This window comes from Streptomyces sp. CBMA291 (genome assembly GCF_014596525.1).
Taxonomy (GTDB): domain Bacteria; phylum Actinomycetota; class Actinomycetes; order Streptomycetales; family Streptomycetaceae; genus Streptomyces.
In genome coordinates this window covers 1-23893 of sequence record NZ_MSJP01000091.1, presented here as the reverse complement: position 1 = coordinate 23893, position 23893 = coordinate 1, and the positions used below count along the sequence as shown (strand labels likewise).

24 protein-coding genes and 2 pseudogenes are annotated in these 23893 nt (G+C 71.6%); 11 read left to right on the top strand and 15 right to left on the bottom strand.

The genetic code is table 11. The features are described 5' to 3' along the window. Positions 1-34: 34 nt before the first annotated feature. Entirely contained in the window at positions 35-1240 is a 1206-nt protein-coding gene (rocD, locus tag BU197_RS21855; RefSeq protein WP_188270004.1) for an ornithine--oxo-acid transaminase, read from the bottom strand. A gap of 266 nt (positions 1241-1506) precedes the next feature. On the opposite strand from rocD, the gene trpS reads away from it, so the two are divergent. Both trpS and BU197_RS21845 read left to right on the top strand, forming a co-directional pair. Next, positions 1507-2517, top strand: coding sequence for a tryptophan--tRNA ligase (trpS, locus tag BU197_RS21850; protein ID WP_188270030.1), 1011 nt, complete (start codon positions 1507-1509; stop codon positions 2515-2517). A gap of 102 nt (positions 2518-2619) precedes the next feature. After that, the gene (locus BU197_RS21845) at positions 2620-3216 is read left to right on the top strand and encodes a 2'-5' RNA ligase family protein (protein WP_188270003.1); all 597 of its coding nucleotides are present in this window, start codon (positions 2620-2622) and stop codon (positions 3214-3216) included. 187 nt (positions 3217-3403) lie between these two features. Here the strand turns inward: BU197_RS21845 and BU197_RS21840 are convergent, their stop codons facing one another. The 3 genes and pseudogenes from BU197_RS21840 to BU197_RS21830 all read right to left on the bottom strand — a co-directional run. Beyond that, positions 3404-4159, bottom strand: coding sequence for a decaprenylphospho-beta-D-erythro-pentofuranosid-2-ulose 2-reductase (locus BU197_RS21840; protein ID WP_188270002.1), 756 nt, complete (start codon positions 4157-4159; stop codon positions 3404-3406). Further along, positions 4156-4305 carry a hypothetical protein gene (locus BU197_RS21835; protein WP_188270001.1) on the bottom strand — a complete coding sequence of 50 codons (150 nt, stop codon included), beginning with the start codon at positions 4303-4305 and terminating at the stop codon, positions 4156-4158. The genes BU197_RS21840 and BU197_RS21835 overlap by 4 nt, the downstream gene beginning before the upstream one ends. A gap of 44 nt (positions 4306-4349) precedes the next feature. Continuing rightward, positions 4350-4874, bottom strand: a pseudogene (locus BU197_RS21830) (FAD-binding oxidoreductase); the annotation flags it as partial. Between the two features lie 711 nt (positions 4875-5585). Between BU197_RS21830 and BU197_RS21825 the strand changes: the two are divergent. Then, positions 5586-6602, top strand: a complete 1017-nt coding sequence (locus BU197_RS21825) for a YihY/virulence factor BrkB family protein (RefSeq protein WP_188270000.1) — start codon at positions 5586-5588, stop codon at positions 6600-6602. Here the strand turns inward: BU197_RS21825 and BU197_RS21820 are convergent. Then, complete coding sequence (locus BU197_RS21820) at positions 6493-7800, bottom strand: D-alanyl-D-alanine carboxypeptidase (RefSeq protein ID WP_317452290.1); 1308 nt, start codon at positions 7798-7800, stop codon at positions 6493-6495. The genes BU197_RS21825 and BU197_RS21820 overlap by 110 nt on opposite strands. A gap of 109 nt (positions 7801-7909) precedes the next feature. Here BU197_RS21820 and BU197_RS21815 point away from each other — a divergent pair, with 109 nt between their 5' ends. From BU197_RS21815 to BU197_RS21805, 3 genes are all read left to right on the top strand, one after another. Continuing rightward, a complete protein-coding gene (locus BU197_RS21815) occupies positions 7910-8155 on the top strand; it encodes an SCO4848 family membrane protein (RefSeq protein ID WP_188269998.1) in 246 nt (81 codons plus the stop codon). A 39-nt stretch (positions 8156-8194) separates the two neighbouring features. Next, the gene (locus BU197_RS21810) at positions 8195-9580 is read left to right on the top strand and encodes a metallophosphoesterase (protein ID WP_188269997.1); all 1386 of its coding nucleotides are present in this window, start codon (positions 8195-8197) and stop codon (positions 9578-9580) included. A gap of 191 nt (positions 9581-9771) precedes the next feature. Then, the gene (locus BU197_RS21805) at positions 9772-11328 is read left to right on the top strand and encodes an ABC transporter substrate-binding protein (RefSeq protein WP_188269996.1); all 1557 of its coding nucleotides are present in this window, start codon (positions 9772-9774) and stop codon (positions 11326-11328) included. A 19-nt stretch (positions 11329-11347) separates the two neighbouring features. On the opposite strand, the gene BU197_RS21800 is transcribed toward BU197_RS21805, so the two are convergent. From BU197_RS21800 to BU197_RS21760, 9 genes are all read right to left on the bottom strand, one after another. Then, positions 11348-12094 (bottom strand): TetR/AcrR family transcriptional regulator, encoded by a 747-nt coding sequence (locus BU197_RS21800; RefSeq protein ID WP_188269995.1) that lies wholly within the window; start codon positions 12092-12094, stop codon positions 11348-11350. A gap of 10 nt (positions 12095-12104) precedes the next feature. After that, positions 12105-12515: a thiol-disulfide oxidoreductase DCC family protein gene (locus tag BU197_RS21795; RefSeq protein WP_188269994.1), complete on the bottom strand. Its 411-nt coding sequence runs from the start codon at positions 12513-12515 to the stop codon at positions 12105-12107. 6 nt (positions 12516-12521) lie between these two features. After that, entirely contained in the window at positions 12522-12956 is a 435-nt protein-coding gene (locus BU197_RS21790) for a hypothetical protein (protein ID WP_188269993.1), read from the bottom strand. A 156-nt stretch (positions 12957-13112) separates the two neighbouring features. Then, positions 13113-13619, bottom strand: a complete 507-nt coding sequence (locus BU197_RS21785; protein WP_188269992.1) for a hypothetical protein — start codon at positions 13617-13619, stop codon at positions 13113-13115. A 109-nt stretch (positions 13620-13728) separates the two neighbouring features. Beyond that, the gene (locus tag BU197_RS21780) at positions 13729-14487 is read right to left on the bottom strand and encodes a succinate dehydrogenase iron-sulfur subunit (protein ID WP_030318427.1); all 759 of its coding nucleotides are present in this window, start codon (positions 14485-14487) and stop codon (positions 13729-13731) included. After that, positions 14487-16241, bottom strand: coding sequence for a succinate dehydrogenase flavoprotein subunit (gene sdhA / locus BU197_RS21775; protein WP_188269991.1), 1755 nt, complete (start codon positions 16239-16241; stop codon positions 14487-14489). Before sdhA ends, BU197_RS21780 begins: the two co-directional genes overlap by 1 nt. 25 nt (positions 16242-16266) lie before the next feature. Beyond that, entirely contained in the window at positions 16267-16743 is a 477-nt protein-coding gene (locus tag BU197_RS21770; protein ID WP_188269990.1) for a succinate dehydrogenase hydrophobic membrane anchor subunit, read from the bottom strand. Positions 16744-16751: 8 nt separating this feature from the next. Continuing rightward, positions 16752-17132, bottom strand: coding sequence for a succinate dehydrogenase, cytochrome b556 subunit (gene sdhC, locus BU197_RS21765; protein ID WP_015035721.1), 381 nt, complete (start codon positions 17130-17132; stop codon positions 16752-16754). 193 nt (positions 17133-17325) lie between these two features. Further along, complete coding sequence (locus tag BU197_RS21760; protein WP_188270029.1) at positions 17326-17901, bottom strand: 2-oxo-4-hydroxy-4-carboxy-5-ureidoimidazoline decarboxylase; 576 nt, start codon at positions 17899-17901, stop codon at positions 17326-17328. Positions 17902-18296: 395 nt separating this feature from the next. On the opposite strand from BU197_RS21760, the gene BU197_RS21755 reads away from it, so the two are divergent. The 3 genes from BU197_RS21755 (at position 18297) to BU197_RS21745 (ending at position 21388) form a co-directional block, all read left to right on the top strand. After that, positions 18297-19949, top strand: coding sequence for a beta-N-acetylhexosaminidase (locus BU197_RS21755; RefSeq protein ID WP_188269989.1), 1653 nt, complete (start codon positions 18297-18299; stop codon positions 19947-19949). A 122-nt stretch (positions 19950-20071) separates the two neighbouring features. After that, entirely contained in the window at positions 20072-20716 is a 645-nt protein-coding gene (locus BU197_RS21750; RefSeq protein WP_188269988.1) for a DUF4328 domain-containing protein, read from the top strand. A 78-nt stretch (positions 20717-20794) separates the two neighbouring features. Further along, positions 20795-21388, top strand: a complete 594-nt coding sequence (locus BU197_RS21745; RefSeq protein ID WP_188270028.1) for a hypothetical protein — start codon at positions 20795-20797, stop codon at positions 21386-21388. A 265-nt stretch (positions 21389-21653) separates the two neighbouring features. Here BU197_RS21745 and BU197_RS21740 read toward each other — a convergent pair whose 3' ends face one another. Continuing rightward, positions 21654-22394: a Clp protease N-terminal domain-containing protein gene (locus BU197_RS21740; RefSeq protein ID WP_188269987.1), complete on the bottom strand. Its 741-nt coding sequence runs from the start codon at positions 22392-22394 to the stop codon at positions 21654-21656. Between the two features lie 539 nt (positions 22395-22933). Between BU197_RS21740 and BU197_RS21735 the strand changes: the two genes are divergently transcribed. Together BU197_RS21735 and BU197_RS21730 are read left to right on the top strand one after the other, a co-directional pair. After that, on the top strand, positions 22934-23623 hold the full coding sequence (locus BU197_RS21735) for an RNA polymerase sigma factor (RefSeq protein WP_188269986.1): 690 nt from the start codon (positions 22934-22936) through the stop codon (positions 23621-23623). Further along, a pseudogene (locus tag BU197_RS21730) lies at positions 23623-23893 on the top strand (extensin); the annotation flags it as partial. The gene BU197_RS21735 and the pseudogene BU197_RS21730, both read left to right, overlap by 1 nt.

Genomic DNA, 23893 nt, shown 5'->3' with positions numbered 1-23893 from the left:
AGCCGATCGAGGCGAGTGGGGCGCGGGGCGGCCCTCAGCCCGACAGCACCTCCCGCAGCTGGTCGAGGCCCCAGTCCAGGTCCTCCTTCGACACGACCAGCGGGGGCGCGATCCGGATCGTCGAGCCGTGGGTGTCCTTCACGAGCACCCCCCGTTCGAGGAGCCGCTCGGAGATCTCCCGGCCCGTGCCGAGGTCCGGGGCGATGTCCACGCCCGCCCACAGACCGCGCCCGCGCACCGCCTCCACCACTCCGCCGCCCACGAGCAGGCCCAGCTCCGCGTGCAGGTGCTCGCCCAGCTCCGCCGCCCGCTCCTGGTACTCGCCCGTCCGCAGCATCGCGATGACCTCCAGGGCCACCGCGCAGGCCAGCGGGTTCCCGCCGAACGTCGAGCCGTGCTCGCCCGGCCGGAAGACCCCGAGCACCGACCGGTCCGCGACCACCGCGGAGACCGGCACCACCCCGCCGCCCAGCGCCTTCCCCAGGATGTACACGTCGGGGACCACGCCCTCGTGCTCGCACGCGAACGTCCGGCCCGTCCGGCCGAGACCCGACTGGATCTCGTCCGCCATGAACAGCACGTTCCGTTCGCGCGTCAGCTCCCGCACGCCCGCCAGATAGCCCGCCGGGGGCACCAGGACCCCCGCCTCGCCCTGGATCGGTTCGAGGAGCACCGCCACCGTGTTCTCGGTGACCGCCGCCGCGAGCGCCGTGAGGTCCCCGTACGGCACGATCTCGAAGCCCGGCGTGTACGGGCCGAAGTGGTCCCGTGCCTCGTGGTCCGTGGAGAAGCTGACGATCGTCGTCGTCCGGCCGTGGAAGTTGTCCGCCGCCACCACGATCTTCGCGTGCCCGTCCGGCACGCCCTTGACCTCGTACCCCCACTTCCGGGCCGTCTTCACGGCCGTCTCCACGGCCTCGGCGCCTGTGTTCATCGGCAGCACCATGTCCTTGCCGCACAGCTCGGCGAGCCGTGCGCAGAACTCGGCGAACCGGTCGTGGTGGAAGGCGCGCGAGGTGAGCGTCACCCGGTCCAGCTGGGCCTTGGCCGCGTCGACCAGGCGCCGGTTGCCGTGCCCGAAGTTCAGCGCCGAGTAACCGGCGAGCAGGTCCAGGTAGCGGCGCCCCTCGACATCCGTCACCCAGGCGCCGTCCGCCGAGGCGACGACGACCGGCAGGGGGTGGTAGTTGTGCGCGCTGTGCGCCTCCGCGGAAGCGATCGCTTCTTCTGTGTCCGACACGGGATCTCCGTTCGTCCTGCGGTTCGGGGGCGGACCCCCGGCGAAGGGGTGCGGCCCGGCGAAGGGGTGTGGCCCCGTTTCTATCGTCGCTCGGATGCCGGACGGGGAAACCTCGCGTTCCGGCGCGCCCGCCGTGCCGGAAACCCGCCCGCGCCTCCCGCGAGGGAGCCAGTCGGGGATCGGTTCGCGCACCTGAGAGAATGCTGTGCATGGCCTCTGACCGCCCGCTCGACGCCCACCACCACCCTCAGGGGGATGGCTCCGCCATGCAGCAACGTCCTCGTGTGCTCTCCGGAATCCAGCCGACCGCAGGTTCGTTCCACCTCGGCAACTACCTCGGCGCCGTCCGCCAGTGGGTCGCGCTCCAGGAGACCCACGACGCGTTCTACATGGTCGTCGACCTGCACGCGATCACGGTCCCGCAGGATCCGGTCGAGCTGCGCGCCAACACCCGGCTCGCCGTCGCCCAGCTGCTCGCCGCCGGCGTCGACCCCGAGCGCTGCACCCTCTTCGTGCAGAGCCACGTCCCCGAGCACGCCCAGCTCGGCTGGGTCATGAACTGCCTCACCGGCTTCGGCGAGGCCTCCCGCATGACCCAGTTCAAGGACAAGTCCGCCCGGCACGGCGCCGACCGCACCACCGTGGGCCTCTTCACCTACCCGGTCCTCCAGGTCGCGGACATCCTGCTCTACCAGGCCCACCAGGTCCCGGTCGGCGAGGACCAGCGCCAGCACATCGAGCTGACCCGCGACCTCGCGGAGCGCTTCAACGGGCGCTTCGGCGAGACGTTCACGATGCCCGAGGCGTACATCCTCAAGGAGACGGCGAAGATCTACGACCTCCAGGACCCGACGATCAAGATGAGCAAGTCGGCGTCCACGCCGAAGGGCCTCATCAACCTCCTGGACGACCCGAAGGTCACCGCCAAGAAGGTGAAGAGCGCCGTCACCGACACCGACACGGTGATCCGCTTCGACCCGGAGAACAAGGCGGGCGTCTCCAACCTCCTCGGCATCCTCTCCACCCTCACCGGGACGAGCGTCGACGACCTCGTGAAGAGCTACGAGGGCAAGATGTACGGCGCGCTGAAGACGGATCTGGCCGAGGTCATGGTGGACTTCGTCACGCCGTTCCGGACCCGCACCCAGGAGTACCTGGACGACCCGGAGACGCTCGACTCGATCCTGGCCAAGGGCGCGGAGAAGGCCCGCGCGGTCGCCGCCGAGACGCTGGCCCGGACGTACGACCGGATCGGCTTCCTGCCCGCCAAGCACTGAGCGGGCCCGGAGACCAATGACCCTGGCCGAAAGGGTGGTGCAGGCCGCACACTGGCGGCTGCACCACCCGACACCGGCCGGCCGACAACGGAGGAGATCGACGTGGGGACCGTAACGCTCGGCGTTTCGATCGCGGTCCCGGAGCCCTACGGCAGCCTGCTCCAGGAGCGGCGCGCCGGCTTCGGAGACCCGGCGGCCCACGGCATCCCCACGCACGTCACGCTCGTCCCGCCGACCGAGGTCGGCCAGGAGCGGCTGCCGGAGATCGAGGCGCACCTCGCCGAGGTCGCGGCCGACTGCCGGCCCTTCCCCGTACGGCTCAAGGGAACCGGCACCTTCCGGCCACTCTCGCCGGTCGTCTTCGTGAAGGTCGAGGAGGGCGTGCCGCTCTGCAACCGGCTCCAGAGCCGCATCCGCGAGGAGACCGGACCGCTCGCCCGCGAGCTCCAGTTCCCGTACCACCCGCACGTCACCGTGGCGCACGCCATCTCCGAGGAGGCGATGGACCGCGCGTACGAGGAACTTGCCGGTTACGAGGCGGCCTGGACCTGCCGTTCCTTCGCGCTGTACGAGCAGGGGACGGACAGCGTGTGGCGGAAACTGTACGACTACGAGTTCGGCAGCGGTCGCCCGATCTCGGCGGTCCCCGCGCAGACCGGCAGCCCGGCCGACACCCGGCCCACCCCGAGCGGCTGCTGACCCGGGGCGGGCGACCCCGTAGGGGGCACACCCTGTCGGGCCTTTCCCGTAGGGGCTCACCCTGTCCGGCCCGGCCGTCCCCGTAGAGCCTCGCCCCGCCGGGCCCGGCCCTTCCCGTAGGGATGCACCCCGCCCGGCCCGGCCGTCCCCGTAGGGGTTCGTCCGGACCGGGGCGCCCGGTCCGCGCTCAGACCGGCAGCAGTCGGAACAGCGGGCGGGGCAGGTGCCGGACCGCCGACATCACCACCCGCAGCGCGCCCGGCACCCACACCGTCTCCGAGCGGCGCCGCAGCCCCAGCTCGATCGCGTACGCCACCGCCTCCGGTGTCGTCGCGAGCCGCGTCTCCGGCAGCCCCGCCGTCATCGGGGAGCGCACGAACCCGGGCCGTACGACCATCACCTGCACCCCCGTGCCGTGCAGCGCGTCCCCCAAGCCCTGCGCGAAGGCGTCGAGTCCCGCCTTCGAGGAGCCGTAGAGGAAGTCCGCCCGGCGGGCCCGCTCGCCCGCCACCGAGGACAGCACCACCAGCGAACCGTGCCCCTGCGTCTGGAGCGCGCCCGCGCACACCAGGCCCGCCGAGACGGCGCCCGTGTAGTTGGTCCCGGCGACGCGGACCGCCGCGACCGGATCGGACTCGTCCCGCGCCTGGTCGCCGAGGACGCCGAAGGCGAGCAGCACCATGCCGATGTCGCCCTCCGCGAAGACCTTTCCGAGCCGTTCCTCGTGCGACTCGGGGTCGAGCGCGTCGAAGGGCACGGTCCGCACCTCCGCGCCGAGCCCGCGCAGCTCCGCCGCCGCCGCGGCGAGCCCGGGGGACGGCCGGCCGGCCAGCCAGACCGTACGGGTGCGGCGGGCGATCAGCCGACGGGCGGTCGCCAGACCGATCGCGGAGGTGCCGCCGAGGACGAGCAGGGACTGCGGGGCGCCGAAGGCGTCCTTCACGGGAACTCCCGGGAGTCTGGCCGCGCCCGGAGACCGAGGCGGCGGGCGAGGTCGGAGGTGAAGACGGACCGGGGATCGAGGGCGGCGAGCAGCTCCCGGAAGTCGCCGAGCCGGGGGTACATCGCGGCGAGCGCCTCCGGCCGCACCCGCGCGTCCCGGCGAGGCAGACCCGGCCGCCCGCGCCGAAGTGCATCAGCGAGGTCTCGACGGGCAGGAGTCGCAGGGTGGCGGAGAGGATCACCCCGGTCAGGCCCATGCCGCCGGTGGTGGCGTCGAAGAGCGGGGTGCCGGGCTCCACGGTCCTGACCCGGCCGTCGGCGGTGAGGAGTTCGAGCGCGGTCACCTGGCGCCCGAACGAGCCGGAGACGTGGTGGTTCCCGCCGTGGACGTCGGCGCCGATCGCGCCGCCGACGGTGACGTACCGGGTCCCGGGGGTGACCGGGACGAACCAGCCGAGCGGCAGCAGCGCCGCCGTCAGCCGGTGCAGACTGACGCCCGCCTCGCAGACGACGGTCCCGCCGGCGTTCTGCGCGGCGTCGCCGTGGGCCCGCCCGAGCCCCCGCGCGACGACGCCCCGGACCGGCCCGGACCGCACGGCGTCGACGGCCTCGGCGGGGTCGCGGGGCCGGTGCACGCGCGCGAGGGTGGGCGCGGTGCGGCCCCAGCCGGTGAGGGGGACGCACGTGTCGTCCAGGACCCGGGTCTCGACAGCCATGAAGGTGACCGTATAGCCGGGTCTGTCGGTTATGCCGGTATTGATGGGCGGTTCGTCGAAATGGGTGATTAAAGGAGTGTCAGGAAAGCGTCCCCGCTCCCTCGGCCCCGCCTCACAGCACAGTCACCCTGACCGCCCCGGACGACGAGGCCGAGAGGGACGGACGGAGAGGGATGAGCGAGGGGAAACCGACGACGGGGGACGGAGAGGTGAGGGCGGGGGACGGGAGAGCGGGGGCGGGAGACGGAGGGGCGGGAGACGGAAGGACGGGAGACGGAAGGACGGGGGATGGGAGAGCGGGGGCGGGAGGTGAAAGGGGGGAGGTGAGGGACGGGAGTCTGGGATCGCGGAAGCACTCGGGGAATCCGATGGCCGGGCCTCCGGCTCCTGCCGATCACCGGGCCCCTGGCCCTTCCGGTCACCCTGCACCGGCTTCTGCCGGTCATCCGGCCCCTGGCCCTTCCGGTCACCCTGCACCGGCTCCTTCCGGTCACCCGGCCCCCGCTCCCGCCGGTCACCCGGCCCCCGCTCCCGCCGGTCACCCCGCCCCCGCTCCCGCCGGGCACTCCGTCCCGTGCGGTGCCGGGCCGGTCTCGGGGGCGATGCCCGGGATGTCGCTGGCCGGTCTTCGCGCCCCGGCGGGAGATCCTTGAACGCGCCCGTCTCTTCCGGTGCGCACGGACCGGACGGACAAGGCGTAGGACACAGGACATGGACTGGCTGACCAAGCTCCCCGTCGTCGGGCCATGGGCCGCCCGCTTTCTGCGGACGCACGCGTGGCGCTCGTACGAGACGCTCGCCGACGCCCACTGGAGCAGGCTCGCGGCGGCGATCACCTTCCTCTCCTTCCTGGCGCTCTTCCCGCTGATCACCGTCGCGGCGGCGGTCGGCGCCGCGCTCCTCAGCCAGGATCAGCTGGACCGGATCGAGCACAAGGTCGGCGAGCAGGTGCCCGGCATCTCCGACCAGCTGGACATCGGCGGGCTCGTCGACAACGCGGGCACCGTCGGACTCGTCGCGGGTGTGGTCCTGCTCTTCACCGGCATCAGCTGGATCGGCTCCATGCGGGACTGCCTGCGCGCGGTGTGGGGGCTCGACGACGTCGAGGGCAACCCGTTCCTGCTCAAGGGCAAGGACGCGCTGGTCCTCGTCGGGCTCGGCGGCGTCGCCCTCGCCTCGCTCGCCGCGTCCTGGCTCGGCTCCACCACCGTCGGCTGGACCGCCGAGCACCTCGGCATCTCCGGCTCCGGCGCCGGGGGCGTCGTCCTCCAGGCGGCGGCCGTCCTGGTCGCGGTCGCCGCCGACTTCCTGATCCTGCTGTACGTGCTGACGCTGCTGCCCGGGGTGCACCCGCCCCGGCTCGCCCTGGTGCAGGCGGCGCTGATAGGAGCGGTCGGCTTCGAACTCCTGAAGCTGCTTCTCGGCGGCTATGTGAAGGGCGTCGCGGCGAAGTCGATGTACGGGGCGTTCGGCGTGCCGGTCGCCCTGCTGCTCTGGATCAACTTCACCGCCAAGCTGCTGCTGTACTGCGCGGCGTGGACGGCCACGAAGGCCCCCCCGGACCCCGACCAGGACCCCGGCACCGACCAGGACCCGGACACCGACCAGGACCCGGGTACTAGTCCGACTTCGAGTCCGGCCCCGAGTCCGGCTTCGAGTCCGGGTCGGCCCCCGAGTCCGGGCTCCGCCGCCGTCCCGCCGAAGCGGCGGTCGGCCAGCGGCGGTTGACGAGGAAGGCGGCGCCCGCGAGCAGGGCGAGCGCGCCGCCCGCGACCGCGAGGGCGATGCCCACCCCGCCGGAGTGCCCCGACGCCACGGTGGCCTGGACGGTGCCCTCGGGGGTGTCCTTCCCCGGGGCGGGCGTGGCCGCGGAGGGGGCGGACGAGGGGGTCTGCGTACGGGCGGAGAGCGGCGGCACCAGCTCGCCGACCGGCGTCACCTTCCCCGCGGCGGCGAAACCCCAGTCGAGCAGCCGGGCGGCCTCCTGGTAGACCGCGTGCCGCTCCTTGGAGGAGGGGTTCATGACGGTGACGAGCAGCACCCGGCCGTTCCGCTCCGCGACCCCGGTGAAGGTGGCGCCCGCGTGGGTGGTGTTGCCGTTCTTGACTCCGGCGATGCCCGGATAGGGGGCGACCCCGAAGTCACCGGTGAGCAGCCGGTTGGTGTTCTGGATCTCGAAGGTCTCCCGCTTCTTGCCCGGCTTCTGCTCGCCGGGGAAGGCGGCGCGGGCCGTGGCCGCGTACTCGCGGAAATCCGGTTTCCGCATGCCGTCGCGGGCGATGAGTGTCAGGTCGTACGCGGAGGAGACCTGCCCCGGGGCGTCGTAACCGTCCGGCGAGACCACATGGGTGTCCAGCGCCTGGAGGTCGATCGCGTTCTCGTTCATCTCCCGGACGGTCTTCTCCAGACCGCCGTTCATGCCGCTGAGTACGTGGACGGCGTCGTTGCCCGACTTCAGGAAGACCCCGAGCCACAGGTCGTGGACGCTGTAGGTCTGCTTCTCCTTGATGCCGACGAGACTGGAGCCCGCGCCCATCCCGGTCAGCTCCGACGGGTCGACCAGATGGTTCTGCGTCCGGGGCAGCCGGGGCAGCACGGTGTCGGCGAACAGCATCTTCAGGGTGGACGCGGGGGCCAGCGGCCAGTGCGCGTTGTGCGAGGCGAGGACGGTGCCCTGCTCCGCGTCCGCGACGATCCACGAACGCGCGGACAGCTCCTTGGGCAGCACGGGGGCACCGGGTCCCAGCCGCACCTGCGTCCCGGGGAGACCGAGCAGGGCGCCGCCGAGCGAGGACATTGCGGCGGGGGGCTTCGGCTGCTGCTTCTCCTTGTCGTCCTTCGGGTCCGCGTGCGCGGGCACGGCGGCGACGAGGGGCAGGAGCAGAGCGGCGGCGACCGCCCAGGCGGTCTTCTTCGATGCGGACACGGTCGTGAACGTACAGGTACGCACGTGCGATCCGTACCCCGGGCGGCGGATCCCCCGCCCCCGTCCACCCGACCGCCGGGCACCGGAAGCGCCCGGTGATACTGGAGGTATGAAGCTCAGCCGTCGCGTCTCCTGGTTCCTGCTCGCGTTCGGGGTGTGGAGCTGGTTCATCTGGATCACTTTCGTCAAAAATCTATGGAACGACGGGAGTGGTCTCGCCTTTGACGACGCGGGCGATCCGACCGCCTACTTCTGGGTCCACCTGCTGCTCGCCATCACGTCCTTTGTCCTGGGGACGGTCATCGGGGTGCTCGGGTTGCGCGGGGTGCGCGCCGCGCGCCGCGAGAACGGCTAGCGCCGCGCGGGCGGTGCGGAAAAAGGGGGGTTACGGGGCGTGGGCGTCTTCCTGCTCGTCCTGATCGTGGTGATCGCGCTGCTCGTGGCGGTCCACCGGTACGTCTGGCTGCGGCTCGTCCGCGACGTCACGGCCCCCGGCGGGCTGCCGCGCAGGCTGGGCACGGTGGCCGTGGTGGCGCTGCCGCTGTTCTTCGTCGCCGCCATGGGCGGCTCCCGGCTCGGGGCGCCGTTCCCGCTCCAGCAGGTCCTCGCCTGGCCCGGCTTCCTCTGGCCCGCGCTGCTCCTGTACCTGACCCTGGCCCTCCTGGCCGGCGAGACCGTCCGCCCCGCCCTGCGCGCCTGGCTCACCCGCCGGACGGCCCGCACCGCACCCCCGGCGCCCGTCCTCGTACCGTCCGGGGAGGCGATGACCCCCGGGCAGCCCGAGGCGCCCGCCGAGCCCGTACGCGCCCCTGAGGCGACCCTTGGGGCGGTCCCCGAGAAGGCCCCTGAGACGACCCCCGAGGCCGCCCCCGAGCCGCCCCGGACCGCCCCCTCCGACGTCTCCGATGCCACTGGCGTCCCCGGCGGCTCCGGCGGCTCCACCCCCTCCGACGTCTCCCGGCGTCTCTTCGTCTCCCGGGTCGTCGGCGGCACCGCCGTCGCCGTCGCCGCCGGGACCGTCGGATACGGCACCTACGGCGTGCTGCGCGGGCCCCGGCTCAAGCGGGTCACCGTCCCGCTCGCCAAGCTGCCGCGCGCCGCGCACGGCTACCGGATCGCCGTCGTCTCCGACATCCACCTCGGGCCGATCCTGGGCCGCGCCCACACCCGGCGGATCGTCGACACCATCAACTCCGCCCAGCCCGACCTGATCGCCGTCGTCGGCGACCTCGTCGACGGCACCGTGGCGGACCTGGGCTCCGCCGCCGAGCCGCTGGCCCTGCTCCGCGCCCGGCACGGCTCCTTCTTCGTCACCGGCAACCACGAGTACTTCTCCGGCGCCGACGCCTGGGTCGACCACGTCCGCGAGCTGGGACTCCACCCGCTGCGCAACGAGCGGGTGGAGATCGCGTCCGGCTTCGACCTGGCCGGGGTCGACGACATCGCGGGGGAGAGCGAGGGGCGCGGCCCGGACTTCGCGAAGGCGCTCGGCGACCGCGACCGCGACCGCGCCGCCGTCCTCCTGGCCCACCAGCCGGTGGTGATCCACGACGCCGTGGAGCACGGGGTGGACCTCCAGCTCTCCGGCCACACCCACGGCGGTCAGCTCTGGCCGGGCAGCCTCGTCGCGGAGCTGGCCAATCCGACGGTGGCCGGGCTCGACCGCTACGGCGACACCCAGCTGTACGTCTCGCGGGGCGCCGGAGCCTGGGGACCGCCGGTGCGGGTCGGGGCGCCGTCGGACATCACCATCGTCGAACTCGCCTCGAAACAGGCGTAATCGGGGCAGGATTACTCCCCGCACCGGGACCGATACGTGCTGCTCATCGACTTAAATTCGCATTTCCCGGACATATGGCCGTGGTGCGGAAGTTCTCTCTTCCGCTTGTGAAAACGGTGTGATGGGATGACGCCATCGCGACGTTTGGGGGGCCGTCGTAGCTGGGGTGGACGAATAAAGGAAGCACGGCAATGCGGTCGACGGTCCGTCTGCGGATCCTCATCACTTGTGGAGTACTGGTGGCGGCCGGAGTGGGGGGCTGGCAACTCCTGCCCTCCGACGTCGGCAGCGCCGAACCCATCAGCGTCGGCACCACCGACGAGGTCACTTCACTGGACCCGGCCGGCGCGTACGACGCCGGTTCCTGGGCCATTTACAGCAATCTCTTCCAGTCGCTGCTGACGTTCAAGCCGGGGTTCACCACCCCGGTCCCGGACGCGGCGGAGGGCTGCAAGTTCGTGGACGCGAAGCTCACCACGTACCAGTGCACGCTCCGCGACGACCTCGCGTTCTCCAATGGGCGCAAGATCACCGGCGAGGACGTCAAGTACTCCTTCGAGCGCATCCTGCGGATCAAGGCGGACGTCGGTCCGCTGCCGCTCTTCCCCACGCTGAAGAGCGTCACGGCCGACGGGCGTCTGGTCACCTTCCACCTGAGCGCCCGGGACGCCACGTTCCCGCTGAAGGTGGCGACGGGTGCCGGTTCGATCGTCGACAAGGACAAGTACCCGGCGGACAAGCTGCGCGCGGGCGGCGAGGTCGACGGCTCGGGGCCGTACGTCCTCAAGGAGTACAAGAGCGGCGACGTCGCCCTCCTGGAGCCCAATCCGCGCTACAAGGGCTCCATCGCCAAGGTCGGCGGCCCGGTGCGGGTGAAGTACTACGCCCAGTCCGAGGACCTCGCCGACGCCTGGAAGGCGAAGGAGATCCAGGTGACCCACCGGCAGATGCCGCCGGCCTTCCTCTCCACCGTCGACACCAACGACGGCACCCGGGTCACCGAGGCGGGCAGTGCCGAGATCCGCAATCTGAACTTCAACACCCGGCCCGGCCGCCCGATGGCCGACAAGGCCGTCCGGCAGGCCGTCGCGTCGCTCATCGACCGCCCGGCGATCACCACGGGCGCGTACAAGGGCACGGTCGAGCCGCTGTACTCGCTGGTGCCGCAGGGCTTCATCGGGCACAGCACCGCCTTCTACGACACCTACCCGGAGCCCGACCCGGCCAAGGCGAAGAAGATCCTGGAGGAAGCCGGGATCGACACCCCGGTGACGTTCACCTTCGCCTACCGCAAGGACCTCACCTACGCCGCCGAGACCAACGAGATCAAGCGGCAGCTGGAGGAGACGGGCCTCTTCAAGGTCAAGCCCGTCGAGGTCAAGTGGACCGAGTTCCAGAAGGCGTACGCGAAGGGCACCTACGACGCGTACACCGTCGGCTGGCTCCCCGACTTCCCGGACTCCGACAACTTCACGGCGCCGCTCGTCGGCACCGGGAACAGCATGCACAACGGCTTCTCCGACGCCCGGATCGACAGCCTGATCGCCTCGACGCAGCAGTACAGCGACCGTTCGCGGGCGACCGGCGACTTCAAGGCGATCCAGAGCGAGGTGGCCGACGAGGTCCCGCTGGTCCCGCTCTGGCAGAAGAAGGACTACGTCCTGTCCACGGACTCGGTCGCCGGTTCGCAGAACGTCTCGGACGGCACCGCCGGTCTCTGGCGCCTGTGGGAGCTGAGCTGGATCTGACGCTCCCGGAGGGCGTCGTCTAGGACCGCTTCGGGCGGGCCCGCTCGGCGGGCCTGCCCGAAGCGGCCATTCCGGCCGCCGTCGGCATGAAGTCGGCGAGCAGCTCGTGGGTCTCCTTGACCAGCGGGCGCAGGATCCGGAAGCGGGAGAGCGAGATCGCGCGGGCGGTGACCGGCGCGAGCCGCTCCACCAGACGCCGGCTGTTGGCGGCGCCTTCGGAGCGGTCGTACACCCAGAAGAGGACGAGCCCCATCTGCTGGAGCCACAGCAACTGGGGCAGGGCCTCGCGCAGTTCCGGGTCGACCTTCACGGAGGCGCCGGAGATGACCCGCCGGTGCACCTCGATCGCCGCCTCCCGGGGCCCCTCCGACTCCGGGGAGAAGGGGCTGAGCGGGCTGTCCGGGTCGGCGGCGTTCTTGAAGAACTGGGACGCGAACTCGTGGTACGGCCCGGCGATGTCGAGCCAGCCGAGGTAGACCCCCCGGATGCGGGCCGTGAGGTCCTTCTCGTCGCCGGAGAGCAGGGGCTCGACGGCCGTCTGGTGTTCCTGGGCGATCCGGTCGTAGAAGCCCTGGACCAGGTGCTCCTTGGACGAGAAGTAGTAGTACGCGTTCCCCACGGAGACCCCGGCCTCCTGGGCGATGGCCCGCATCGTCGTCTTGTCGTACCCGCGTTCCTTGAACAGCCGGAGCGCGGTCTCCAGGATGAGCGTGCGGGTCTGCTCGCTCTTCGGGGCCGCCTTCTTCTCTTCCTTCTCGTCCTTCACGTGGTCGAGCCTAGCCGGGCGGACCGGGTGCCTCGCAGCGCCCGGCCTCGCAGGGCTCCCCTGGGCCCTTCAGGGCCTCCCGCCACTTCGCCGCGGCGAGCACCGTCACCCGGGCGAAGGGCTGCCCGGTGGGGGTGGCGAGCCAGTGGGCCTTGGCCCGGTGGTCGGCGAGCGCCCAGAGGCAGACGATCCAGGCGGAGGTCTCCCGGTAGACCTGGCCCCGGTCCCCGACCACGGTGATCTCCCGCAGGGTGGACTCGTGGTCGAGGGCGGGGAAGCGGCGCCTGGCCTCGTGGGAGCCCGCAGGGACCAGGTCGAGCGGGACGAGCTGCGGCTGTCGCAGCAGCCAGTGCCTGAGGTGGACGCAGAGCGGGCAGTCGGCGTCGTACAGGACGGTCAGTCGCCTGACGGGGATCGGCACGGCGGGTCACCCCTGGGGCGCGGGCGGGGCCCAGGGGCCGTTCTTCGGCGAGGCGGTCCAGTTCTGCGGGCGGACCGGCGGCACCTGCTCGCGCTCCATGACGCCCCGGCGGCGCATCTTGTTGAGGACGTACACGTTGCCGAGGTGCAGGGCGCCGAGGACGAGCAGGACGACCCCGAGCTTCACGGAGAGCGCCTCGAAGAGGCCCCGGGCGTCCCCGACGGCCTCGTCCTGGTTCAGATAGAGGGCGACGAAGCCGAAGTTGACGAGGTAGAAGCCCACCACGAGCAGGTGGTTGACCGCGTCGGCGAGCTTCTCGTTCCCGTGCAGCACGTCGGAGAGGAAGAGCCTGCCGTTACGGCTGAGGGTCCGGGCGACCCAGATGGTCAGGCCCACGCTGATGAGCAGATAGACGATGTACGCGATGACAGTGAGGTCCATGCCCCACCCTCCCTTGAACGCGTTCAAAAGCTGACCGTCCTGACGGTAGACCTCTCTTTGAACATGTTCAAGTCCGGGCGGGGCGGAAGCCTCGTCCGGTGCGGGAGGAGAAGAGGTGGGGAGGGGGAGGATGGGGGGCGGTGGCCCGCCCTGGCGTCAGATGCTCAGCGAGCGGGCGTAGTTGAGCTGACCCATCACCCACGGGAAGGTGTCCGGGCCACGCGCCGGGATCATCGTCGAGTGATGGCGTCCGCCGCTGGTGACGGTGATCTGGATGAAGCCGGTGGTCTGCTTCTCCTTCATCAGCAGGAAGAGCAGTCCGAGCAGGCAGAAGAGGAAGAAGACGATCGCGAGCACGATCGCCACCGTCGGGATCTTCTCCTCGGTCCGCGACATGTCCGTCGCGTTCCAGACGGCGCCCTTCAGCGGCATCGGTCCTGCCGGAGTGATGATCTGGTCGCCGACCACGGTGATGTCACCCAGGCTCAGCAGCGGAGCCCCGCCCGTCAGGGGCATCGGCGCGTGCTGCGGGGGCATCGGCATCCCGCCGGGCACCGGCGGCTGGTACGCGGGCGCCTGAGGGTAGTCCTGGCCCGGAACCGGCGGCTGCTGGCCCGGACCCCACTCGTACCCCTCCGGCTTGTAAGGGTTCGGCTCGCTCATCTGTCCCCGTCCTTCACGACGTTCTTCACGAAAAGGGAGAACGGGCATGGAAAAGCCCGCTTCCGCACGCGCAGCGTACAGAAGCGGGCTCGACCGGCCGAGCGGGGTGTCAGAAGCGACGCGTGATCAGCGCGCGCTTGACCTCCTGGATCGCCTTCGTGACCTCGATGCCACGCGGGCAGGCGTCCGTGCAGTTGAACGTGGTGCGGCAGCGCCACACGCCGTCCTTGTCGTTCAGGATCTCCAGGCGCTGCTCGCCCGCCTCGTCACGCGAGTCGAAGATGAAGCGGTGCGCGTTGACGATGGCGGCGGGACCGAAGTACTGGCCGTCGTTCCAGAAGACCGGGCAGGACGAGGTGCACGCGGCGCACAGGATGCACTTGGTGGTGTCGTCGAAGCGCTCGCGGTCCTCGGCGGACTGAAGACGCTCGCGGGTCGGCTCGTTCCCCTTGGTGACCAGGAACGGCATGACGTCCCGGTACGCCTGGAAGAACGGCTCCATGTCGACCACGAGGTCCTTGAGCACCGTCAGGCCCTTGATGGCCTCGACCGTGATCGGCTTCTCGGGGTTGATGTCCTTGATCAGCGTCTTGCAGGCGAGCCTGTTCTTGCCGTTGATCCGCATCGCGTCCGAGCCGCAGATGCCGTGCGCGCACGAGCGGCGGAAGGTCAGCGTGCCGTCGACGTCCCACTTGATCTTGTGGAGGGCGTCGAGCACCCGCTCCTTGGGGTCGATCTCGATCTGGAAGTCCTCCCAGACCGAAGCGTCCGACACCTCGGGGTTGAAGCGGCGGATCCGCATCGTGACCGTGATGTAGGGGGAGGCGGCGGACTCCGCCTCGACCTTGTCCAGTACGGGGGTAGCCATCAGTACTTACGCTCCATCGGCTGGTAGCGGGTCTGGACGACCGGCTTGTAGTCGAGACGCACGGTCTCGGAGCCGTTCTCGCCGACCTCGCGGTACGCCATCGTGTGGCGCATGAAGTTGACGTCGTCGCGGTTCGGGTAGTCCTCGCGGTAGTGACCGCCGCGGGACTCCTTGCGCGCCAGGGCCGAGATGGCCATGACCTCGGCCAGTTCGAGCAGGTTGCCCAGCTCGATGGCCTCCAGGAGGTCGGTGTTGAAGCGCTTGCCCTTGTCCTGGATCGAGACGTTCTCGTAGCGCTCGCGCAGCTCGGCGATCTTGTCGACGGCCGTCTTGATGGTCTGCTCCGTACGGAAGACCATCACGTTGGCGTCCATCGTCTCCTGGAGCTCGCGGCGCAGGTCGGCGACCCGCTCGCTGCCCGTGGCGTTGCGCAGCTTCTCGATCTGCGCGACGACGAGGGACTCCGGGTTCTCCGGCAGCTCGACGAAGTCGCTCTTGGCGGAGTACTCGGCGGCGGCGATGCCGGAGCGCTTGCCGAAGACGTTGATGTCGAGCAGCGAGTTGGTGCCGAGACGGTTGGCGCCGTGCACGGAGACACAGGCGACCTCGCCGGCCGCGTACAGACCCGGGACGACGGTGGTGTTGTCCGAGAGGACCTCACCCTCGACGTTGGTCGGGATGCCGCCCATGGCGTAGTGCGCGGTGGGCTGGATCGGGATCGGGTCCGTGTACGGCTCGATGCCGAGGTACGTACGGGCGAACTCGGTGATGTCCGGGAGCTTGGCGTCCAGCTGCTCCGGCGGAAGGTGCGTCAGGTCCAGGTAGACGTGGTCGCCCTCGGGACCGCAGCCGCGGCCCTCGCGGATCTCCGTGTAGATGGAGCGGGAGACGACGTCACGGGAGGCCAGGTCCTTCATGACGGGCGCGTACTTCTCCATGAAGCGCTCGCCGTCCTTGTTGCGCAGGATGCCGCCCTCGCCGCGGGCGCCCTCCGTGAGCAGGATGCCCATGCGCCAGATGCCCGTCGGGTGGAACTGGAAGAACTCCATGTCCTCCAGGGGCAGACCGCGGCGGAAGCAGGCGGCCTGGCCGTCACCGGTGAGGGTGTGGGCGTTGGAGGTCACCTTGAAGAACTTGCCGGTGCCGCCGGAGGCGTAGATGACGGCCTTGGCCTGGAAGATGTGGATCTCGCCGGTGGCCAGCTCGTAGGCGACGACGCCGGCGGAGTGCTTGACCCCGTCGACCTCGGTGATCAGCTGGTCCAGGACGTAGAACTCGTTGAAGAACTCCACGCCCTCCTTGACGCAGTTCTGGTACAGCGTCTGGAGGATCATGTGGCCGGTGCGGTCCGCGGCGTAGCAGGACCGGCGGACCGGGGCCTCGCCGTGGTTGCGCGAGTGGCCGCCGAAGCGGCGCTGGTCGATGGTGCCGTTCGGGGTGCGGTTGAACGGCAGGCCCATCTTCTCCAGGTCGAGGACGGCGTCGATGGCCTCCTTCGCCAGGATCTCGGCGGCGTCCTGGTCGACCAGGTAGTCACCGCCCTTGACCGTGTCGAAGGTGTGCCACTCCCAGTTGTCCTCCTCCACGTTCGCCAGCGCGGCGGCCATGCCGCCCTGCGCGGCGCCCGTGTGGGAGCGGGTGGGGTAGAGCTTCGTCAGGACGGCGGTGCGGCTGCGCTTCGTCGACTCGATGGCCGCGCGCATGCCCGCGCCACCGGCGCCGACGATGACGGTGTCGTACTTGTGGATCTTCATGACGTTGGTTACCTCAGCCCCGTGCCTAGCGGATGTTCGGGTCGAAGGTGAAGATCACCAGCGTGCCCAGAAGGATGGTGAACACCGTGGCGGTGTACAGCAGGCCCTTGAGCCACAGGCGCGTGTTGGCCCGCTCCGCGTAGTCGTTGATGACGGTGCGGAGGCCGTTGGCGCCGTGCAGCATGGCGAGCCACAGCATCAGCAGGTCCCAGACCTGCCAGAACGGGGACGCCCAGCGGCCGGCCACGAAGGCGAAGCCGATCTTGGAGACGCCGCCGTCCAGGAAGAGCTGGATCAGCAGGTGGCCGAGGACCAGCACGACGAGGACGACACCGGAGAGGCGCATGAAGAGCCACGCGGCCATCTCGAAGTTGCCTCGGGTCGCGCGCGGGGTCTTGCCGGTGCGCTTGCGGGGGGCCTCGATGTACGGCGCGGGGTTGTCCACGTCGTAGGCGGCGCCCTCGACGGGGCCGATCGCGGCGGAGGTGGTGTCAGCGGACATGTCTGGCGTCAGCTCCCGAACAGTTCACGTGCGGCGTGGCCGAGGACGGGGTACAGGGAGCCCGCCATCAGCACGACCCAGATGCCCACGACGGTCCAGAGCATCTGCTTCTGGTAGCGCGGGCCCTTGGACCAGAAGTCCACGGCGATGACACGGAGACCGTTCAGCGCGTGGAAGAGGATGGCTGCGACGAGGCCGTACTCAAGAAGAGCGACGATCGGCGTCTTGTAGGTCGCGACGACCTCGTCGTACGCCTCGGGAGAGACGCGGACGAGAGCGGTGTCCAGCACGTGTACGAACAGGAAGAAGAAGATGAGGACGCCGGTGACTCGATGAGCCACCCAGGACCACATTCCTTCCCGGCCGCGGTACAGCGTTCCAGCCGGCACGGAAAAACCCTCCGGGAGCGGGGATCGGGGCCGGCCGGCTTTCTGTCGGTCTGGCCCGGCCGGGTACGGTCCACCGGCCCCGGTCATCGTAGCGACGACTTGTCGGTTCGCTCGCGCGGGGTCCATAGGTGTGATCAATCAGGCACGGAAGGGCTACTGTGAGCGGCGAAAACGCCGCCTTTCGGGCTAATCGCTACGCGGGGTGCCGGGATACGGGCCGTTCGGCGAGCCGGAAGGCCAGCCGACCCCTGGCGAGTCGGCGCAGTTCCTCGGCCGAGACGGCCCTCTCCTCCTCCGCTTCGTTGCCGAGACGTGACCGGATTCCGGCGAGCACCCGGTCGAGACGCAGCCCGGGGCGCACTCCGTCCAGGCTGATAACGAACGCGTGTCCGAATCTGCTGGCGTAGGCGGCGTGGGCCGCCCGCAGCGCGGTCCTGGCCGCGGGCGGCGCGTCGGGGCGCGGCGGCAGCGGGGTCTCGGCGGCCAGGGCTTCGTCGAGATCGGCCCGGGAGAGGTCGTACCCGGCCTCGTCGGCGGCGGCGAGGAGGGCGTCCACGGTCGGGTACGGACGGTGCGCCGCGACCCGTTCGGCCCAGCGGCGGCTTCGGCAGCAGGAGAGCAGCAGGGCCCTGGCCTCGGCGGGGGCGGCACCGTTGAAACCGGTCAGCCCGTACGAGGGGAGCCCCCGGTGCTGCGTGGGTATGGCGGAGGTGACGGGCGCGCCGGCGGGGCCCGGGTTCCGGCAGGGGACAGGGGCGTCGCTGGTCAGCGTGGACTCCGGTACTCCGGGACGGATGGGGTGTGTGGGGTGGATGTGACGCAACGTTATCGACGGGGCGGGGGAGGTGTCCGACGGATGCGCGAATTTCACCCGGAAAGGCGAGTTTCAGAACCGGTGATGGACGCGGGGGTTCCGGTCGGAGGCCACGGCGGGCTCCGCGAGCCGCCACCCCCTCGCCGGGGCCGTTCCCCCGTCGAACGACCCGGAGGGCGGAAACGTCCCCTCCGCGCGGCCCCGGCGTGTTTCTCTCGCGAGACCTCGGTGCCAGCCGTTCGCGAGACCTCGGCGTCCGCCGTTCGCGCGGCCCCGGCGTCCGCCGTTCGCGAGGCCCCGGATCGATGTCCGATTGGCCCGCTCGTGCTCCGTACGGGAGGATTCCGGTGATGCGGTACTCCATACGAGGGCCCCACAAGGGCCCCGCGCTTCTGGCGACCGCGGTGACACTGGTCGCCGTGGCGGCCTGCTCGAACGGATCCCCGACCGGGTCGCCGTCTCCCGCGGCCCCCGCCCCCACCGGCCCCGACGGGACCCGGGCCACCCCCACCGCCCCCGCCGAAGCGCCCACCACTCCCACTCCCACCCCCACCCCGACGCCCAGCCGGGCCTACCCCCTCTCCAGCGCCCCCCGCACCGTGCCCGCCGTCCGTGCGCACGAGCCCGCCCGGGGGCCCGGCTGGAAGCCCGCCTCCGGCGCCGGGGTCGTCCTCGCGGGGAACGCCGAGGGCCTCGCCGACGAGGGGAAGCTGATCGCCGGGGAACTCGGCATCGCCTACCGGGGCGCCGTCCCCGCCGGACCCGGCGACGTGGAGCTGGCCCTGGGGGATCCGGGCGGCGCCCCCGAGTCGTACACCCTGGTCGTGCGCGACGGGCGGGTCCGGATCAGCGGGCCCGACGAGGCGGGCGTCTTCTACGGCACCCGCACCCTCAAGCAGTCGGTCAAGGCCACCGGCGCGATACCCGAGGGGACCGTCACCGACCGGCCGGCGAAGCCGCAGCGCGGGCTCAACCTCGACATCGCCCGCAAGCCCTTCACGGCGGGCTGGATCGAGGACCGCGTCCGCGAGATGGGCGATCTCAAGCTCAACCAGCTCGGGCTGCACTTCTCCGACGACCAGGGCTTCCGCATCGCCTCCGACAGTCACCCCGAGATCGTCTCGGCCCGGCACCTCACCAAGGCCGAGGTCCGCCGGATCCTGGCGCTCGCCGCCGAGCGGCACGTCACCGTCGTCCCCGAGATCGACTCCCCCGGGCACCTCGGCGCCGTCATCGCCGCCCACCCCGGACTCCAGCTCCGCAGCGTGACCGGCCGGGCCCCGCGCGGCGCCGTGGACATCGCGAACCCGGCCGCCGCGAGGATCGTCGACGAGCTGCTGCGCGAGTACGCCCAGCTCTTCCCCGGGGCGTACTGGCATCTGGGCGCCGACGAGTACGTCGCCCTCATGGCGAAGGACCCCGAGGCCACCTATCCGGGTCTGGCCCGCGCCGCCCGCGCCAGGTACGGCCCCGACGCCCGGGTGAAGGACCTGGCCACCGGCTGGCTGAACGACCGGGCGGCCACCGTCCGGCCCACCGGCAAGACCCTCAAGGCGTGGAACGACGGCTTCTTCGGCGGCGGGGTCGTCCAGGCGGCCGAGGACATCGAGGTCGAGTACTGGACGGGCAAGGAGTACGGCGCCCGCGACCCGGCCGCGTATCTGAGCGCGGGCCGCGAGCTGGTCAACCTCAACGACGAGTACCTCTACTACGTACTCGGCCAGCCCAACGGCTTCACGTACCCGACCGGCCGCCGTATCTACGAGCAGTGGACCCCGCGCGTGCTCCGGGGCACCGCCCCCGTCCCCGCCCGGTACGAGGACCGGATCCTCGGCGCCCGCTTCGCCGTCTGGTGCGACCTCTCCGGCGCGCAGACGCAGGCGCAGGTGGCGGACGGCATCCGGATGCCGCTGGCGGCCCTCTCCCAGAAGGTCTGGGACCCGGGGAAGCCGACGCTCGGCTGGGACCAGTTCCGGGCCCTCGCGACGAAGGTCCGGGGCTGACCTGGTTTTTTGTCGTGGACGTGGCAGGGGGTTTCCGCGTACGTTCCTCCGGCGGCGGCCGTGTGGCCGCCTCGGCGCCTCGGGGAGGGGCGCCGTACGCCCCTGGGGGGAATCGCACCACCATGCTCCGCAATCCGAACGGACTTTCGTATGCCGTGGTGTCGCTGCTCGGCGTCACCGCCGTCGTCGACACGCTCAGCCTGATCGGCGACCTGGACCTCCGGTCGCGTCTCGTCGACATCCAGGAGGACCCCGCCGCCCTGGTGTCGGACTCCACCACCGCGCTCACGCTCGCCTGGAGCGCGCAGTTCCTGCTGTTCCTGGCGACCACGGTCGTCTTCATCGTCTGGTTCCACCGGCTGCGGCTCAACGCCGAGGTCTGGGCCGGGGACCTGATGAGCCGTACGCCCGGCTGGGCGATCGGCGGCTGGTTCGTCCCGCTCGCCAACTTCTGGATCCCGCGCGCGGTCGCCGCCGACATCTGGCGGGCGAGCCGCCCCGATCCGTCCGCGCCCGACGGCCCCCGTGAGCTGACGCTGCTCAACGGCTGGTGGGTCTGCTTCGCCTGTCATCTGGCACTGAACCGGATCGGTTCCGGCCAGTTCGACCGCTCCGTGGGTGCCGGGGAACTCGTCGACGCCACCTCCTGGCTCGTCGCCGGTGACGCGGCGGGCATCGTGGCCGCCGGGCTCGCGATTCTGCTCGTGCGCCGTCTGACCTCTATGCAGCACGCCAAGGCCACTGGCATGATTCCGGCCGCGCGGTGACGAAAAAACATCCCCCGGCAGCGTAGGCGGGGACGCACCGCGTCCGGATCGGGTGGCAAGGAGGCGTCCATGACGTCGGTGGTGTCGGTGACGGGCCGGAATCTGCGGGAACTGATCGACGCGGCCGACGAGCGGGGCCTGGCCGCGGCCGGTCTCGCCTGCCTCGACCGCTGCCTTCCGCTGTTCGCCGCCGACCGGGCCGACGTCCTGCGCCCGGTGTGGGCGGCCGTCGCCCGGGGTGACGGCCGGGCCTGGGCCGAGGCCGTCGCCAAGGCCCGGACCGAGCTGGACGCACCCGCCGCCCCGGCGGACGCGGCGCAGGACGGACCCGCCACCACGGACGCCGAGGCCGTACGCGGAATGCTGGCCGCCGCCCCCGAGGCGTGGACCCCCGGCGCCCTGCGCGCCTGGGCCGACGCCTGCTCCGTCACCGCCCTCGTCCTGCACGGGCGGTACGACGCGGGTGACGGCCCCGAGGGACTGGCCGAGCGCTGCCGGGCCGGGGACGCGGAGGGCGCGGGCCCGCTGCTGGCCGGGGAACTCCGCCGTCAGCGCACGGTCCTCGAATCCGCCGCCCACGGCCCCACCGGTCTGCGCCGCGCCCGCGAACTCTCGGCCGAAGGCGGCCGGGTCCTGCGCGCGGTGGTCTCCCGCCGGGCCCGCACGGCCTGAGCGGCGGGCCGGCGGGGGAGCCTGGGGGAGGCGGGTCCTGAACGCGGCTCGGGCCGCGCGCGCCTGGGCCGAAAAGTCCCCCCGCGGACCGTCCGACCCTAGGCGTGCGCGCCCCCGGGACCGCCCCCGGACCGCCCCCGGGATCGCCCCCGGGACCGCCCCGGGACCGCCCCGGGACCGGTTCCGGAGCCGAGTCCTGGGACCGCCCGGGAGCCGAGCCCCGGAGCCGCCTCCGGGAACCGCCCTCCCCGCCCCCGTCGGCCCCCTACGCCTCCGGTGGCGTCTCGATCGTCACGGCCGCGAGCAGTTCGGCGATCTCCCGCTCGGCCGTCGCCTTGTCGAGGCCGAGTCCGGTCAGGGTGCCCGTGCCGTCCTCGTGCTCCAGGAGGGCGAGCAGGATGTGCTCGGTGCCGACGAAGGGGTGGCCGAGGCGCAGGGCCTCGCGGACGGTCAGTTCGAGGACCTTCTTCGCCGCCGCGTCGTACGGGACGAGCGTGGGCGGTTCGGCGGCGGCCGGGGGCAGGGTCGCGGCGAGCGTCTCGCGGAGCCGCTCCGGGGTCACGCCCCGGGTACCGATCCAGTGCATCGCGAGCCCCTCGGGCTCGGCGAGCAGCCCGAGGGCCAGATGGGCGGGGGTGATCTCGGCGTTTCCGGCGGCGGTGGCCTCGTTCTGGGAGGCCATGACCACGTTCCGGGCCCGCGGGGTGAAGCGTCCGAAGCCCGCGTTCGGGTCCGTCTTCTCCGCGTCCGGACCCTTGGGCACGAAGCGCTTCTGGGCGGCCTGCCGGGTGACGCCCATGCTCCGGCCGATGTCGGTCCAGGAGGCACCGGAGCGCCGGGCCTGGTCCACGAAGTGGCCGATGAGGTGGTCGGCGACGTCGCCGAGGTGGTCCGCCGCGATGACGGCGCCGGAGAGCTGATCCAGCGCGTCGGGGTGGACCTTCTTGATCGCTTCGATGAGTTCGTCGAGACGGATGGGGACGTTCGGACCGACTGGATTCGTCATGAGTGCAACCCTAGGTTGACACCTAAGGGGTGTCAACCTTCGGTTGACAGTGGGGGCGGGAACCGGACACCGCCGAGGCCGCCGCGTCGTCCCGGGCGCGGGGGCGGGTACCCCGTCGCCAGCCTGTTCGCATGGGTTCCCGTGACGGGACGCGCCCCTTCGGGGGGAGGGGGCGAAGGGGAGGGGAAGGCTCCGGCGCGTCGGTCGCGCGGGACCGTGCCACGATGCGGGAAGCTGGGTATCACCCCAGGTCAGGGGCGTAGAAAAGGGAAGACGACCGAGGCCACCACCCCCCACAGGAGAGGCCTCGGTCGTCGTCCGCGGAGCCGCGCCGCGACTCCGTACTCCTATCAGCGCCGGGGCCGCGGTTTCTGTCACACCGTCCGGCCGGGCCTGAAGGTTGCAAGTTGTACAAGTGCGCGGATCGCGTGGACGCGGCGCCTCGGCACGACGTAGCGTTCTGAAGCGCGAGGTGGCGTGGCGGCGATGACCAGCCGTTCACGCAGCCGACGACGCGACCGACGAACAGGGTTTGGGGAGTGCTGGGGGACGACGCGGAGCTGACGGCCGCGGTGCTCGCTGCGCAGAACGGGGACGAGGACGCCTTCCGTACTGTGTACCGCGCCGTGCATCCACGGCTGCTCGGCTACATACGCACACTGGTCGGCGACGCCGACGCCGAGGACGTCGCCTCGGAGTCCTGGCTCCAGATCGCCCGTGACCTCGACCGCTTCGACGGCGACGCCGACCGCTTCCGCGGCTGGGCCGCCCGGATCGCGCGCAATCGCGCCCTCGACCACGTCCGGATGCGCGGCAGGCGCCCCGCCGTCGGCGCCGACGAGACCGAACTCACCGAGAAACCCGCCGCGTCCGACACGGCGGGCGAGGCCTTGGAGGCGCTGGCCACCGGCCACACCATGCATCTGATCGCCCAGCTGCCGCAGGACCAGGCCGAGGCCGTCGTGCTGCGCGTCGTCGTCGGTCTGGACGCCAAGAGCGCCGCCGACACCCTGGGCAAGCGCCCCGGCGCCGTACGCACCGCCGCCCACCGGGGGCTCAAGAAGCTCGCCGAACTCCTCGGCGTCGAAGGGGAGTCGGCCGGTCCCGACGGCGCCGGCGGGTCCGTCGTCCCGCTGGACGGAGTCCCTCCGCAGCGCGGCCGTCCACCGGAGGTCATGACGCCCGGCGGTGTGACGCAATCACGTGCGTGTACGCAGAAGGACATGTGATGGCCGACGAGCGGTATCAGTGGCTCGACCGGGAGGCCGCGGAGCGGCTGCTCCGGGGCGAGCCGGTCGGCACCGCGGGTGCACACGAGCGGGCCCAGGCCGTGCGTCTCTCCGAGGCCCTCGACGAGGCCCGCACCCCGGCCGTTCCTCCGGCGGAGGACGCCGAACTCCCCGGCGAGACCGCCGCGCTCGCCGCCTTCCGGGAGGTGGCCGCCGCCCGCGCCGACCTCGGCCGGGTGCGGCTCGCGCCCGGCGCCGCACCGGCCCGCC